This is a genomic window from Amorphus coralli DSM 19760 (assembly GCF_000374525.1).
GTDB lineage: Bacteria > Pseudomonadota > Alphaproteobacteria > Rhizobiales > Amorphaceae > Amorphus > Amorphus coralli.
In genome coordinates, this window is record NZ_KB894578.1 from 49,413 (window position 1) to 64,509 (window position 15,097).

The 15,097-nt window shown below is 63.2% G+C and carries 12 protein-coding genes, 1 tRNA gene and 1 pseudogene; 5 read left to right on the plus strand and 9 right to left on the minus strand.

Annotated elements, in window-relative coordinates; all coding sequences use genetic code 11:
* Positions 1-738 precede the first annotated feature (738 nt).
* Both catB and C507_RS0119075 read left to right on the plus strand, forming a co-directional pair.
* Positions 739-1,374 carry a type B chloramphenicol O-acetyltransferase gene (gene catB / locus C507_RS0119070; protein ID WP_018701324.1) on the plus strand — a complete coding sequence of 212 codons (636 nt, stop codon included), beginning with the start codon at positions 739-741 and terminating at the stop codon, positions 1,372-1,374.
* A 95-nt stretch (positions 1,375-1,469) separates the two neighbouring features.
* A complete protein-coding gene (locus C507_RS0119075) occupies positions 1,470-1,766 on the plus strand; it encodes a hypothetical protein (RefSeq protein ID WP_156829394.1) in 297 nt (98 codons plus the stop codon).
* 4 nt (positions 1,767-1,770) lie between these two features.
* Here the strand turns inward: C507_RS0119075 and C507_RS0119080 are convergent, their stop codons facing one another.
* From C507_RS0119080 to C507_RS0119090, 3 genes are all read right to left on the minus strand, one after another.
* Complete coding sequence (locus tag C507_RS0119080; RefSeq protein WP_018701326.1) at positions 1,771-2,442, minus strand: glutathione S-transferase family protein; 672 nt, start codon at positions 2,440-2,442, stop codon at positions 1,771-1,773.
* Between the two features lie 3 nt (positions 2,443-2,445).
* Complete coding sequence (locus tag C507_RS0119085; protein ID WP_018701327.1) at positions 2,446-2,799, minus strand: DUF1428 domain-containing protein; 354 nt, start codon at positions 2,797-2,799, stop codon at positions 2,446-2,448.
* Between the two features lie 82 nt (positions 2,800-2,881).
* The gene (locus C507_RS0119090) at positions 2,882-3,316 is read right to left on the minus strand and encodes a VOC family protein (RefSeq protein WP_026319253.1); all 435 of its coding nucleotides are present in this window, start codon (positions 3,314-3,316) and stop codon (positions 2,882-2,884) included.
* 68 nt (positions 3,317-3,384) lie between these two features.
* Between C507_RS0119090 and C507_RS0119095 the strand changes: the two genes are divergently transcribed.
* Positions 3,385-4,071 (plus strand): winged helix-turn-helix transcriptional regulator, encoded by a 687-nt coding sequence (locus tag C507_RS0119095; protein WP_026319254.1) that lies wholly within the window; start codon positions 3,385-3,387, stop codon positions 4,069-4,071.
* A 32-nt stretch (positions 4,072-4,103) separates the two neighbouring features.
* Here the strand turns inward: C507_RS0119095 and C507_RS0119100 are convergent, their stop codons facing one another.
* The 3 genes from C507_RS0119100 to C507_RS22105 form a co-directional block, all read right to left on the minus strand.
* Complete coding sequence (locus C507_RS0119100; protein ID WP_018701330.1) at positions 4,104-4,838, minus strand: autotransporter outer membrane beta-barrel domain-containing protein; 735 nt, start codon at positions 4,836-4,838, stop codon at positions 4,104-4,106.
* A 325-nt stretch (positions 4,839-5,163) separates the two neighbouring features.
* The gene (locus C507_RS22100; protein WP_051089818.1) at positions 5,164-7,278 is read right to left on the minus strand and encodes a putative bifunctional diguanylate cyclase/phosphodiesterase; all 2,115 of its coding nucleotides are present in this window, start codon (positions 7,276-7,278) and stop codon (positions 5,164-5,166) included.
* Between the two features lie 150 nt (positions 7,279-7,428).
* Positions 7,429-10,002, minus strand: coding sequence for a bifunctional diguanylate cyclase/phosphodiesterase (locus tag C507_RS22105; RefSeq protein ID WP_156829395.1), 2,574 nt, complete (start codon positions 10,000-10,002; stop codon positions 7,429-7,431).
* A 416-nt stretch (positions 10,003-10,418) separates the two neighbouring features.
* Here C507_RS22105 and C507_RS0119115 point away from each other — a divergent pair.
* Positions 10,419-10,509, plus strand: a tRNA-Ser gene (locus C507_RS0119115).
* Positions 10,510-10,698: 189 nt separating this feature from the next.
* Here C507_RS0119115 and C507_RS23190 read toward each other — a convergent pair.
* From C507_RS23190 to C507_RS0119140, 3 genes are all read right to left on the minus strand, one after another.
* Positions 10,699-11,037 carry a hypothetical protein gene (locus tag C507_RS23190; RefSeq protein WP_210162156.1) on the minus strand — a complete coding sequence of 113 codons (339 nt, stop codon included), beginning with the start codon at positions 11,035-11,037 and terminating at the stop codon, positions 10,699-10,701.
* A 519-nt stretch (positions 11,038-11,556) separates the two neighbouring features.
* On the minus strand, positions 11,557-12,939 hold the full coding sequence (locus C507_RS0119135) for an aldehyde dehydrogenase family protein (protein WP_018701336.1): 1,383 nt from the start codon (positions 12,937-12,939) through the stop codon (positions 11,557-11,559).
* Between the two features lie 54 nt (positions 12,940-12,993).
* A complete protein-coding gene (locus tag C507_RS0119140) occupies positions 12,994-14,649 on the minus strand; it encodes an acetolactate synthase large subunit (RefSeq protein WP_018701337.1) in 1,656 nt (551 codons plus the stop codon).
* Positions 14,650-14,784: 135 nt separating this feature from the next.
* Here C507_RS0119140 and C507_RS0119145 point away from each other — a divergent pair.
* Positions 14,785-15,084 (plus strand): annotated as a pseudogene (locus tag C507_RS0119145) (branched-chain amino acid ABC transporter permease); the annotation flags it as partial.
* Between the last annotated feature and the right edge of the window lie 13 nt (positions 15,085-15,097).

Here is a 15,097-nt window from a genome sequence, read left to right on the forward strand (position 1 = left end):
GTCTCCGTGCGCATGGTCCTGTGTTGCCCCGTCCGGCCACCGTGAAGACTGCGCCATATCCCTACCGTCGTTGCGTGGCGGGCGGTCAATCGCTCAAGGCTGACCGCAGCAGGCTCGCGCGTCAAATGGAAGATGATTGATTGCACCATTCCTGGGTCCGCGAGGCCACCAACTGCGGCCTGCAGCATGAGTATCATGCAGCCTGTCGTCGCGACGCCCCGAGGAGCCGGAACGAAGCGCCGGGCCCGGTTCGTGCGGCGTCCGGGGGCAGGGGGGCGCGGAGGCCGATGCGCCGCAATGGTGGACGAGCGCCGGCCAAAGCGCCGCAGCCCTTGACCGGCCGGGACTTCGCCGCTACCCAGCCCACAACGGAGACGTGGCCGAGTGGTCGAAGGCGCTCCCCTGCTAAGGGAGTAGGCGTTCCGGGAAGTTCTGCTCGTATATCAAGTAGTTGACTTTGGGTGATCAAGCCCCTTGTGCGGGTTTTGTACGCCGCGCTGGGCTTTCTCGAAGATCTGTATGCGTCTCCTTAGCTTCGATGCCGGTTTGGAAGGCCAGCGGCTTACGTCGGGCAGGTGCCGTGAATTCGACTGGACGTGCATAGAATGAAAGCTGCACGACAAACCATCTGATTGACGCCCCGAGCGCTGAGCCGGGGCTGAAGCGTGGCGCCAATGGCCGCCGCGCCGTTTCTGCTTGCCCCGACGGGCGAGCGAGCCGTCAATCAGAGGTTTCCAGATGACGAATTATTTCGAGAGCCCGTTTCGGGGCGTGACGCTCGACAAGCAAGTCACCAACCCCAACATCGTCGTGGGTCGGTTCAGCTACTATTCCGGCTACTATCACGGGCACAGTTTCGACGACTGCGCGCGCTTCCTGTTGCAGGATGAAGGCGTTGATCGCCTGATCATCGGTAGTTTCTGTTCCATCGGGTCTGGGGCCGCCTTCATCATGGCCGGCAACCAGGGCCACCGTTCCGAATGGATCAGCACCTTCCCCTTCTATTGGATGCCTGAGGAGCCTGCCTTCGCGGGTGCAGAGAACGGTTACCTGCCGGCAGGGGACACGGTCATCGGCAACGATGTTTGGATCGGATCGGAGGCCATCATCATGCCAGGTGTGCGCGTTGGCGATGGCGCCGTAATCGGGACGCGTGCCCTCGTCACCCGGGATGTGGAGCCGTTTGCGATCGTGGGCGGAAACCCGGCCAAGGTGATCCGCAAGCGGTTCGACGAGCGCTCAATCGGGCTGCTGCTCGAAATGCAGTGGTGGGATTGGAGCGATGCTCAATTAAAAGAGGCTATGCCTCTCCTTACGAGCGGCAAGGTCGGTGAGCTGCATGCCTTCTGGGCCGACGGACGTCGGATCGCCTGACCGGCCTGCCATGTAGAGTGCGCAACGCTGGATCAGCCCAGTCCGACGGCTGATCCTGCCCGGACATGACCGTGCGCCCCCATCTCGGCGCTGGCATGACGACTTTGCCCGTCCGCATTGCAGGACATGGCGAGACCGTCACCATTTGCGCAGCCGACATCGGCGACGATGCCGACGGCGCGCGCGACGAAGCATGGTCCGTGACGGCACGGGATCGGACGGGCTTCATGCTGCGCCTGGCGCTGGAGCGCGCCACGGACTTCTGCGGCTATGGCAGCGCCTGCGGCGCCTCACGCCGGGGCATGCTTGCCTGGATGGGCGAGGGGGCGAAGCCGAAAGCGCAGGAAAGCTACGCCGTGCGCGGAGGGGAGAGGGCGAAGAAGGCGGGATAAGGGGCTAAGAGCCAGATGGGTCTGGTTCCTGCCGGGTCGCGTCCGCTCTGGCGAAATGATCCAGCTGGTCCGCATGCGCTTTTCGATAAGCGGAGCGAGTGCAGAGGCGTTCGACGTAGGCGTGGGTGGCCGGATAGGTATCGAGGTCCCGCACCCAGGGCAGGCGGAGAACGTCGGCCATGACCAGATCTGCTACCGTGAACCGTTCCGCGACCAGCCAGTCCTGATTGCCCAGAATTCCTTCGATGTGATCGAGGCGCGAGCGCAGCCACCCCTCGAGCGGGTTCTCGGGCGGTTGGGACAGTCCCACAAACCACCAGGGCAAGCTGACCATCTCGACTGAGTTGAGCGCCGCCACGACCCAGGAGAGCGTGAGGGCTCGATGCGAGGCCTCATGCGGCATCAGGATGTCACTCTTGTCCGCCAGATGCAGAAGACAGGCGCCGCTCTCGAACAGCCGGACATCATTTTCCGTCATGAACGGCACTTGCCCGAAGGGCTGGTGTGCGAGGTGAAAGGAGCTGCGCTGATCAAATGGGACAGAGCGCACCTGGTAGCTCAGCCCCGCCTCCTCGCACGCCCATCGCAGGCGAAAGTCGCGTACGAAGCCTCGTGGTGCATCCGGAACCCAGTCGAAGGTCCAGATGATGATCCCGGATGACGTGGCTTCGGTCATGGCTCAGGCGGACTGCTCGAACACGGGCAAGAAGCTGCCCCACACCATCCGCTTGCCATCAAAGGGCATGCTCAGCTGCTGCCAGCGCGGATCAGTCTGCATGCTCGCGCCACACCTGTCGTGGCTCTCCTTGTCTGCCCAGACGATCCAGGAGAAGCAGACGGTTTCACCGTCCTGAAGATCGACGGCGCGCTTGAAATCGGTGTGCTGCCCATCCGGGACATCGTCGCCCCAGGCCTCCATAATGTGCAGCGCCCCATACTCCCTGAAGAGGGGCCACGCCGTCCGCACGTGCTCCACGTAGGCTTCTTTGTTCTCGTCGGGAACGGGCGTCAGAATGCCGGAAATGTATGTCATGTCGGGTCTCCCGGGTTCGCCAGCCGAATTGCGGTTTGCAATGCCGCTGCATGGTGTTTCTCGATTGGGTGGATGGGTGGGATCAGTCAGCCGCCAGGACTGCTTCCGGTCCATTCTCGATGGCTTCGGCGCTCATCCACATCGGCTCCCAGATGTGGCCGTCGGGGTCCGCGAAGCTGCGTCCGTACATGAACCCGTGGTCCTGAACGGGGCAGGGGTCCGCGGTGCCGCCTGCAGACTGCGCTGCCTGTGTGATGGCGTCCACGGCCTTCCGATCCGGGCGTCCGATGCATAGCAGCACCTGGGCGTCGCGCGACGGATCCACCCGGCGCCGGTCCGTGAATGTGGACCAGAACGCGTGCGTCAAAAGCATGATCGCGATCGTGTCCGACAGCACCATGCACGCCGCCATGTGGTTGGTGAATCTGGCATTCGGAACGAACCCGATCGCTTCGTAGAATGCGACCGAGCGGTCGAGATCCGCCACGGGCAGGTTTATAAAAATGGTTTGGGGCAATCTGCGTCCTCCCGCCTATCTGTTCGCGACGTGGACACCCTACAAATCGTGAGTTACTAAAAGCAACCATGGAATTACAAAATGTAACCAAAAAGCCCTCCGCCGTGCATGGGCGCTGGTATGGCGATGCATGCGGGACCGCATTTGGCTTAGAGCTTTTGGGCGAGCGGTGGTCCTTGCTTGTCGTGCGCGAGCTGATGTTCGGTCCCAGGCGGTTTTCCGACATCCGCGCGCATCTTCCGGGAATCAGCGCCAAGGTTCTGACCGAGCGGCTGGCGAGCCTCGAGGCCAACGGGGTGGTGGTGCGCACGATGGTACCCGAGCCGACGCCGGCCCAACTCTACGGCCTGACGACTTGGGGATATGCTGCGGAGCCGATCATTCAGGAGTTGGGCCGATGGGCGGCCATGTCGCCGTTGCATGATCCCACACTGCCTCTCTCCCCGGTTTCCTTCATGCTCTCCCTGCGCACGATGCTGGATAAGAAGGCTTCGGGCGAGATGGAACTGCTGGTCGTTTTCGCCATTGGCTCCGCCTGTTTCAGCGGTCGGCTTTCGAATGGCGAACTAGCGATCGAACGCGGAGAGATTTCCTCTTCCGATCTTCGCTTCGAGGCGGCGACGGCACCGGCACTTGCCGCCCTATTTTATGGAGATGCACCGCCCGAAACGGTGGGCGTCCAAGTGACGGGCGATGCTGACCGGTCCCAGAGTTTCCTCGCCCTGTTCAGCCTGCCACGCTCGCCGAAGCCGTAGGGCAGGGCTGAGAGAGTGGCCCGCCTTGCCGCTCAGAAGCGGAAGGAGGCTTCCGCGGAGAAGGTGTGGCCGGTGAGGTTGTCGCGGATCTCCGCCTGGTAGGAGGCGCCGAAGGCGAAGCGGTCGGTGGCCATGGCCGTCAGATCGATGCGGCTGAGGAAGGCATCCGACCCGATCTCGGCCCCGTCCGCCTCGAACGACGCGCCGTGCAGGCCGAGCCGGGCCGCCTCGTCGAGGTCGGAGAAGTCGTGCCGCCAGCCGACGCTCGCCACCGGCTCCAGCACCAGCCCGTTGTCCAGGACGAAGCGTTTCGACACGGCCAGCGCCAGCGTCGTCTGGGTCTCCTCGAAGGTCTGTCCCGGAAGCGACAGCGCGAAGGCGCTGCCGGCCTCGTCGACGCTACTCCTGTGGAAACCGCGCCAGCCCAGCGTCGCCGACGGCGTCAGCGTGACGGCGGGCGTGTCGAAGGCACGGATGGCGGTCGCCTCGGCGAAGCCGCCGAAGCCGTGACCGTCGGTCGAGGCGGTGGCGGAGTAGGAGCCGAGGCTGGTGGTGTGGGCGGTGGACAGCTCGCCGTAGGCAAGGCCGCCGCGCAGCGCCAACGCGCACCCTTCGGTGAACGCAAGGTCTTCCCGGGCAGGTTCCTTATGGGTGGCCGCTTGCCGAACCGCGTTGGCATCCGCAAGGGTGGCCACGTCTTCGAACGCATCGGGACGGGCCGCTTCCCGATCGAGAAGCAGAAGTGTCGCGGAGATTGCGCTGGTCATGAGCTATTGAGCCCGCTGTGCTCCAGTTCGGAACCAACGTGGCATGTCGGGATACTCACGGCAGTCCACAAGCCAGGGGCAACCGTTTGACCGATAGAAGCGAAGGCCTTCAACCAGACACCCCGCTGTCTTCGTGAAGACGGGGTGCGCCGAGGGCTGATTGCACGATTGGATTTCGACCCTATCGATCAGCGTTGGGCGGCAGAAGGTCCAGCCCGGCTGGCAAACGGGGAGACGGATTGGGCTTCGCGGGATTGAGCGCGTTCAAGCATTGTGTAGGCTGCAAATGCAGCGGCCGGGCAATCGTGGCACAACCGTCAAGGAGTCACGTCTCTCGCGGCATGGGCGAGGATTGGCTGTCTGGCCCTAGCATGCGCTGCAGATCCTGAAAGCCCGTCGTCGCCATGCGCGAAACCACGTGAGCAGCGCCTGTCGCGACCGAGGCAAGCGGAACGGGCCGGCCGAGCAGAAAGCCCTGTGCTTCGTCGCAGCCTTCGACCTTCAGCACGTCGAATTGTTCCTGCGTTTCGATACCCTCGGCGATGACAGGAATGTTGAGGGCCTTGGCCAAGGCCAGCACTGCGCGGATCATGGCGATCGACTGATCCTCGGAACCGATCTCGGCCACAAAGGACCGGTCGATCTTGATGCGGTCGAAGGCGAATGTCCGAAGAGTTTCCAAGGACGAGTAGCCTGTTCCGAAATCGTCTAGCGCAACGCTGACGCCCATCTCCCGCAACTTCCGGAGCGTGTGCATGGTACGCTCCTTGTCCTTGACGATCGTGGTTTCCGTCAGTTCCAGCTCAAGCCGTTCGGGCGCAAGGCCAGTCTCCTGGAGCACCCGTTTGACGAACTGCGAGAGATCGACCTGGGCGAGCTGGACGGCCGATATATTGACAGCGACCTTGAGCGCCGGATCCCATGTCATTGCGGCTACACACGCGCGCCGGAGGACCCATTCACCGATTTCGACGATGAGACCATCTTCTTCGGCGATTGGAATAAACTCGTCGGGGGGAATGAGCCCGTGCCTCGGGTGCTCCCATCGAAGAAGCGCCTCGTAGCCCCTGATTTCGCCGGTCGTGATCGACGACTGCTTCTGGAAGTGCAGAAACAGCTCTCCCTGAACAAGTGCGTTGCGGAGATCGCCGGCCAGGCTGCGTCGGGCTCGTACGGCTTCATCCATCCCGGCTTCGTAATAGCAGACGATCTGGGATGGATCGGATTTGGCTCGGTACATAGCCAGATCCGCATTGTTAATGAGGAGCGTCTGGTCGCTGGCGTCGTCCGGGTAGATGGCAACACCGAAACTCGCGCCGGGGGACACCTCGAAGTTGTCGATCTTGATGGTCTTGAAGAGTGCTTGCTCGAGACGCATCAGAAAATCGGGCAGGGATGCCCGGCCGTTCACCCGGCAGATCGCCGTGAACTCGTCACCGCCGGTGCGTGCAACGAACTCACCAATTTCTTGCTTCAGCAGAGCCTGGATGCGCTGGCCAAGCCGACGCAGGACTTCATCGCCAGTCTGATGGCCGCGCAGATCGTTGACGGCCTTGAAGCGGTTCAGGTCAATGGCGATGACCGCCAGCTTGGTACCGCCATCGCGTGCGGCGGCAATCTCGGCCTTGAGCGTTTCGTTGAAGTTTGCACGGTTCGGCAGGCCCGTGAGGACATCGCTCAAGGCCATCTTGCGCAGGCGCTCAAACGATTCGGCCCGCACACTGCGGTCGAGGATGTAGCTGACAAGACCTGCTGCCACGATGACAGCTGCCATGCACGTGGTGACCAGCGCCAAGGTGAGTAAAGCGTCGGGATTCGAAACGCTCGGTTCCACAAGGAGTGGCTGCACCCGAAATGCGGTCATGCCGGTGAAGTGGAGAGACAGGATTGCCAACGCGAGAGCCGCGGCCGACCAGTTGACGGCATCGCGTCGCTTGGAGGTTAGAGCAACGTGCGTGGCAAGCGTGGCGAACAGCACCGCGAGAATGATGGAGGCAACGAGATAGGACATCTCCCAGCTCACGATCCCCTGCACACGGTAGGCGGCCATCCCTGTGTAGTGCATCGCTGCCACTGCAAGGCCGACAAAGGCGCCACCGAGGGCGGGGGCGAAGCGGGAAAATCGCATGCCGCCGACGGCGAAGCCCACGGTGCTGCCGACAACGGCGATCACGAGGGAAAGGATCGTCAGGACAGGGTCAAAGCTGACCGGAACGCCAGACTCGAACCCCAGCATGGCGACGAAGTGGGTACACCAGATCGCTGCGCCTGCCGCCAGGGCAGTGAGAAAATACCAGCCGGCCCTCTGCAAGCCGATAGTCTGCGTCGCTCTGAAGTAGACATGCGCGGCAACCCAGGATCCGGCTGCGCAGATCAATCCAGCCAGTAGGACCAGCCATAGATTATGTTCGTACGCTATGCAGTCGAAGACAGAGATCATTTGTCTCTCGCGCTAACTGGTGCGGCGGCCCCGCGGCGGCTTGAAGATTTTGGCTCTCCAATGCGCATTGCGCCTGTATAGAGCAGAAAGTCTGGTGTGCCTTGCACATCTCGGTGTGCGGAAATGCTGCGACGATACGCAAGGCGGTACCTAACCGTGCCGTGGCTCCGGCTGTTGCCGCTTGGCGGCCCGTTCCGCCCAACTGCTCGAATACAGGAACTCCGACAGCGTCTCCACCGGCATAGGGCGGGCAAGAAGAAATCCCTGGACTTCATCAAAGCCGCATTCCGCCAGTTCCTCCAACTGCTGTTCGGTTTCCACCCCCTCGGCGGTGACGACCATGCCGAATGCATGACCGATGTGAAGAACGGCCCGGGCCACGGACCTTGCGGTTTCGGAACATTCCGACTGGCTGACAAACAGCTTGTCCAGTTTGACGCGGTCGAACGGGAATCCCCGAAGGTTCCCGAGAGAGGAGTATCCGGTGCCAAAATCATCAAGTGACAACCGGATACCACCTGCCTTCAGGCTGTAGAAAAGCTCCCTGCTTTCGACGATCTCGTCGAAGAGGGCATTCTCCGTCAGTTCCAGTTCGAGCCGACTGGGTGGCAGGCCTGTCGTATCCAATGCGTGGGCGACCGCTTCAGAGAAGGCCTCCTGGTTCCTGACCTGGACCGGCGAGACGTTCACGGAAACAGGCAAATCGCAGAGCGGCAGGATCTCGCGGCAGGCGGTCTCCAGGGCCCAGGCACCGATTGCATCGATGAGGCCGCTTTCCTCGGCGGCCGGGATGAATATGGACGGTTGAATCATGCCGCGCACCGGGTGAACCCAGCGGATCAGCGCTTCCACCCCGCTCGGTTTGAGGGAGCGGGGATCGAACTTCGGCTGATAGTGCAGCACGAACTGGTTTTCGACGATCGCTGTTCGGAGGTCTGCCCGCAACAGGGCGCGTTCCAGTACCGCTTCGTTCAGATCCTCCGAAAAGAATCGGTACCCTCCGCGTTTGCCTCGCTTCGCGTTGACAAGGGCAATGTCGGCTTTGCGAAGCAGATCCCCTGCAGAACCCGCGTCTCTGGGGAAGAGCGCAACGCCGGCCGTCGCTCCCAGCCGCACATCGCTGTCGCCATTTACCGGCTGCTCCAGCGTGGACAGCAGCGAGGCGCACCAGGCGTCCGCGTGGGCTTCGTCTTCCACGGGCAACGCGATGGCGAATTCATCGCTGCCAAGTCGGGCAATCATCGCGTCTTTGGGAGCCGTGGCCAGGAGGCGACCGGCCACCTCGGCGAGAGCACGGTCACCAACCTTGTAGCCCCGCGTTTCGTTCAGCGACCTGAAGTCGTCCAGATCAAGACACACCAGCGCAATGGGATTGGCTCCGTAGCACTCTGTCAGGCCGTCCAGATAGGCTTCCAATCTCGATCTGTTCGAGAGCCCGGTGGTCGGATCATGGCGGGACAGACGTTGGACCTCCTGAAGTGCCTCCGTTTCTTCGGTAATGTCTGTGACCGTGCCCCGGTAGCCCGTGATGTCGCCATCATGGTTGCGAACGGGTTTGCCACAGATCCGGCCGACGCGATTCAATCCGGCATTGTCGAGATAGGCGCACAGAATGTCGGCGACACGGCCATCCGTTTTGCGTCCCCACAGGTCAATGATCTTTTGAATGTCGGCTTCAATGAAGTCGCCCAAGGGCTGCCCGAGGATCTCGCTCTTGTCGCGCCCGGTCACCACGCTGAAGCGGTCGGACACGTAAACGATCCGTAGCCGTGCATCGGTTTCCCACATCCAGTCCGATGCGGCTTCGGCAATGTCGCGAAACCGCGCCTGACTTTCGATGAGCTGATGCCGGCTTTCTTCGATCGCACGGGCAGTCCCGCGGATGTGGCGGAAGCCAAAAGCCGTGCAGATCGCCAGGAGAAGCGAACTCGTCGCGAGCCATGGCAGCGTGTTCTCCAGAAGCGCTCGGCCCGGGCGGGGAGGCGTCCAGGCGAAGGCCGCGTTCTCCGAGAACTGACTGGGAAGTTCCAGCTGGACAGCGGGTTCACCAGATTTCGTGGCTCTAAGGTCAGAAAGACCATGGGCCGAAGCGATCTGCCGGAGCTCGGCTCGGTCAAGCCGGTCAACGAAAATCAAGACCGATGCCGGTCCCGGTGCGGGCGTGACGTGGGAATCTTCCGCCGTCGAGAAAGCGGCCGCAGCAACAAGTAGGTGGGCGTCCGAACCGGCAATATACGTGGAAACGGGAACTGTTGCGTTGAACGGTGCAGACCGAGCCTGCCGAATGAGTGCCTGGCCCGCGCCTTGGAGAACGTCCAGATGGGACGTTTGCGACAACTGTCCCGCTATGACCGAGTAGGTGGTTTTGTCCTGCGGATCCACGACGAGAAGCGCATCGACGTGGTAGTCAGGATGCAGGCTCGCACCCAGATTGCCGCGGGCATAGGCCCAATCGACATCGGTCGTAAGGCTCAGATGTTCGTAGGCCGATCCCCAGGCAGCGTTGTCGACAAGAATGCGTTCCAGCAAGATGCGGCGCGTCGTCAGCGCCGTTTCCATCGCGGACGCCGTCTGCCTGGCGGCTTGCTCGTTCAACGCGGTTGCAATCTGGACGAGGGCGGCGAAAGCGACCGCGATGGTAACGCCTAGAAGGCCCGCAGCCGCCAGGGCCAGACGACCGCCCGCTTTGGCCATCGGCGACCCCGATTGAAGAGGGATGTTCACTGCGCTTCTTCTGTCTGGAGCGGTTCAAATGTAGATTGCCACGCCGTCGGGTGTATGCGCCAGCAATTCTAGAGATGCTGAAGCGCTGGGAGAACCCTTCGGACTGGGGGGCGTGTTCGAGGTCAGACTTACCGATACAGACTTGCATCAGGCTGGTGTCAGATTGGACGATGTCCGCGACGGGTCAACGTGGTTCTCCGGTCAGACGAGCGCGCGCCAGGTGCGTTAGCTGGTCATCAGCGCTGGAACGTTAGGAGAACGCGCTGTCCGAGATTCGTATGAGAATGAAGCCATTCTGATGCCTTGTTCTGCGATTGTTCGCATTTCAGCGCATGTGAGTGAACCGTGGATCAAAGCGCTGGATCTGCCCAGAAACCCTTGACCAGCCGGGACTTCGCCGCTACCCAGCCCACAACGGAGACGTGGCCGAGTGGTCGAAGGCGCTCCCCTGCTAAGGGAGTAGGCGGCGAAACCGTCTCGAGGGTTCGAATCCCTCCGTCTCCGCCATATCCAGTTCCCAGTTGATTGTTATATTGCGCTCTCCGTCGCGTTTTTCAGCGATTCCCTACGTTATTCCCTGCGGTTTTGCGTGTGTAGTGGCCGCTGGTGATTGAGCGGATGCGCCGAAATAGCGCGAATACGTACCGCGCATCTCATTGACTGGGTTGCTCCGTCTGTTTGTGGCGGGGAACTTCTTCACATGGCGCGCACGCTCAGCGGAAATTTAACTCTCTGGCTTCGATCGGCTGCGTCGTCGTGTTCTGGCGCGGCAAGCGCGACGGCTGGCAGGGTGACGTCGGCCTCTACGCCGGCCGCGCGAAGAACGGCGACATCCTCGTGATTGGCGGCTACCAGGGCGATGCTGTCAGCATCCGGCCGTACGCGACGAGTTAGTTGCTTGGCTGTCGGTGGCCGAGCGATGTCGCGCTGCCGCCGGATGTCGAACCGCTGGCGAAGTCGGGTGTCGTGCAGGGGACGAGCATCGCCGTCGCCAGCGGCGGTGCGATCGTTGCGAAAAACCTTCTCACTGGTCACTGAGCTCGAACGCGCGGATCGGCACATCCAAGCGGGGACCATCTCCGGCATGGCCATCGGTGTCCTGATCGTCGCCGTCGGCGGATTTGCGCTTTGGCGGCCGATCAAGGCGGCTCGTCAGCTGAGCGGGGATGCTTCGTGATGGGCTGGCTCCTCGCTCTGCCGTGGGTGCGGCGGCTCGGAATGTATGCCGCTGCCGTCGGTGCCTACCTCGCGCCACACGCTGGTCGGCGCTCGTCGGCTGGCTGGGAGGACCACGGCGTCATGCGGGCGCAGGGAAGCGCGTGTCGGCTGCACCGCTGACCTGCGGCAATGTGCCCGCCTGAAGTCGCTGGGATGCTCGCCGCCGCGATCTGGAGGCGCGCCGCAGAAGGCGCCGGATCGGGCGCAAGCAGATGACCTCCCTTTTTCGAGGGCTGGAGCGTCAATGGCGGAATTGCCAGAGCTGAATAAGGCAGCTGCAATTTTCGGGGCTCACGGCTTGAAGCATGCGATCCAGAGGGCTCGCACGTTTACGCCTCAACCCCTCCGCATCAGGATCATTTTCTCCTGCGCCAGGTCGCGCATCGTGTAGGGGATGCCGCCTGTGCCGTAGCCGGACTCGCGGCGTCCAGCGAACGGCATCCAGTCAGTTCGGAACGCCGTCGGATCGTTGATCATCACGGCCGAGGCGTCGAGGCGATCGGCCGCCCTCATCGCAACCTTGATATCCTGCGCGAATATGCTGGCCTGGAAGGCGGTGGGCAGCGCGTTCGCGCGCGCGATGGCCTCGTCGAGATTCTGGTATCGGTACACCGCGACCACCGGGCCGAAGATCTCGTGCGTGGATATCTTCGCATCCGCCGTGGGGTTGAGCAGCACGGCGGGTTGCAGCGTCGTCTCGGACAGGCGTCTGCCCCCCGTGGCAAGGGTCGCTCCGCCCGTAACCGCCTCCTCGACCCACGCCGCGACCCGGTCCGCCTCGCGCGGCAGGATGAGGGGACCGACCTCGGTTTCGTTCAGCACGGGGTCGGCCGTCCGCAGCGTCTCGACGCGGGCGATGAGTTTCTCGGCAAATTCGTTTGCGATGTCCTCGTGAACGAAGATGCGCTGCGTCGACACGCACACCTGTCCTGCGTGGTAGTAGCCGCCCTTCACGATCGGCTCGATGGCCGTCGCGAGATCTGCGCTGCGGTCGACGATGGCAGGGGCTGCGCCGCCATGCTCGAGCGCCGCCCGAGTACCGGGGGCGAGCTTCGCGCGCAGCGACCAGCCGACCCGGGCCGAGCCGATGAAGCTCAGGAAGGCGACGCGCCCGTCGGTGGCGAGCCTCTCGGCGAGGTCGTTCCCCTCGGGGACAAAGCTCTGACACCAGGGCTCGGGAAGGCCAGCCTCATGGACGAGCGCCACGAACTCGAGGCAGGAAAGTGGCGTCGTGGCCGCCGGCTTCACAACTACGGGACAGCCGACGGCGATCGCCGGCGCCACCTGATGGACGATGAGGTTCAGTGGATGGTTGAAGGCGGAGATCGCCGCGACGATCCCAATTGGCTCGCGCGTGGAGAACGCCCAGCGGTGTTCCGATGCGACCGAGAGGCCCATCGGGATCTCCCGGCCGGCGAAGTTGCGCAGCTCGTCTGCGGCGTTATGGACACCGTCAATGGCGCGGGTCGTCTCGACGATGGCGTCGGGCAGCGGCTTGCCACCTTCGCGCGCAATCTGGAGCGCGAGATGGTCGCGCCGGTCTTCCATCAGCGTGGCCAGTCTGCGCAGGACCGCGATGCGCTGGTGCGGCTTCAGCCAGCCGTCGCGGTCCCGGAACACCCGTTCGGCGGCCACGAGCTTGCGCTCCAGCTCCGCCGCATCGTCGGTATTGATCGCCGTGATCGGAACACGGTCGAAGGCCTGCACCACCTCAAGCATTCTCGGTCGCCTCGCTTCTCGAACACGGTCCGGGACTTGGCTGCTCGGGCTCAGTCACGCGCAATCCACGTCCGGCGTGCGGTTGCGCAGCTCGTCCACCAGCACGCGCGTGTTCTCGGAATAGTCAATCGGCAACTCGACCAGATGGACGCCGCCACCCTGGAACGCGGATTCGAGGGTCGGCACCAGATCTTCGGCGGCGGTCACGCGCGAGCCCATTGCTCCGTAGGCCTCGGCGTAGCGCAGAAAATCCGGGTTGTTGAACTGCATGCCGTAATCCGGGAAGCCCTCAACCGCCTGCTTCCAGCGGATCATGCCGTAGGCGCTGTCGTTGAGAACGAGCACGACGAGGTTCAGCCCAAGCCGCACCGCCGTTTCCATCTCCTGCGAGTTCATCATAAACCCGCCATCGCCGCAGACCGCCATGACGCGGCGGTTCGGGTAGAGGATTGCCGCCATCATCGCCGAAGGCAGGCCGGCCCCCATGGTGGCGAGGGCATTGTCGAGCAGGAGCGTATTCGCGACATGGGTGCGGTAGTTGCGCGCAAACCAGATCTTGTACATGCCGTTGTCGAGGCACACGATCCCGTCATCCGGCATCACCGCGCGGACGCCGTGCACGAGGCGCTGGGGCGTCACCGGGAAGCGATCCTCGTCGGCCCGGTCGTTGATCCGGGTGAGGATCCGCTGGCGCAGCTCGAACATCCCCCGATCCACCGCGAGCCGTCCGGCAAGCCGCGCGCCGAGCGCTTCGACGGAGGCCGCGATGTCGCCGATCACCTCGAAGTCCGGGTGGTAGACCTGTTCGACCGTGGCTGACTGGTAGCCGACGTGAACGACCTTGGGCCCGCCGGCACTTCTCATCAGGAACGGCGGCTTCTCGACCGTGTCGTGGCCGATTGCGATGATGAGATCGGCGCGCTCGACGGCCTCGTGCACATAGTCGCCTTCGGAGAGCGCCGCAGTGCCCATATAGAGGTTGGAACCGCCGTGGACGGCGCCCTTGCCCATCTGCGTGTTGAAGAAGGGCAGCCCGGCTTGCGCCACGAACGCCGAGAGCGGCTCGACCAGCGAGGGCCGGTTTCCCGCGGCGCCGATCATCACGAGCGGCCGCCTGGCCGCAAGAATGTGTTCGACCGCACGGTCGAGCGCGGCGGCGGGCGGGACAGGACGCTCGAGCGGATGAACCGGAATTGTGGCGATGTTCTCCGTCGCTGCGCCGGCTACGTCCTCGGGGAGCTCCAAATGAACCGGCCCCGGCCGCTCCTCCATCGCGACGCGGAAGGCGTCCCTGACAACAGAGGGGATGGCCGACGGGCTGATGATCTGGCGCGTCATCTTGGTCAGTGGCTTCATCGAAGCCACGATGTCGACGATCTGGAAGCGAGCTTGTTTGGCGCTCATCACGGCCTTCTGGCCCGTGATGAGGATCATTGGCATCGCACCGAGATGCGCATAGGCGGCCCCGGTCGAAAAGTTCAGGGCGCCGGGGCCGAGCGTCGCGAGGCAGACGCCGGGCCGCCCCGTGAGCCGCCCATAGGTCGCCGCCATGAAGGCGGCCGCCTGCTCGTGACGCGTCAGGACAAGTTCGATCGTTGAGGACCGCAGCGACTCGAGAAGATCAAGATTCTCCTCGCCGGGGACGCCGAAGATGCGCGTGACGCCCTCGTTCTCCAGCGCAGCAACGAATAGGTCGGACCCGTTGGGCATGATTTCGATCCTTGCGTTGATGAAGTTTGTCGATACCTGCGGTGAACATCAATGGCCTGATGCCAAGGATGGACGACTGACATGGCGATCGCCGTCCATCGCGCAACGCGCTTCAGCCGAGGTGCCGGCGTGACCAAGCTGCGCATCTCGCCGGAGGCCGCCTTCTCGGTGAACGACTGGACGGCATTCGTCATCTTCATCGCGGTGATCGGCGGTGTCGGCCGCATCGAGGGGCCCATCATCGGCACCCTCATCTTCTTCGTGCTGCGCGAGACGCTGGCGGACTATGGTGCCGTCTACCTGATCGCGCTTGGCGTCATCGCCATCCTGATCATGCTGTTCGCGCGACGCGGCGTCTGGGGATATCTCGCCGACCGGTTCGGCCTGGAAATATTCCCGCTCCGACGCCGCGTCGAACGCACCGGACAACCCTGAGACCCGAGGAAAC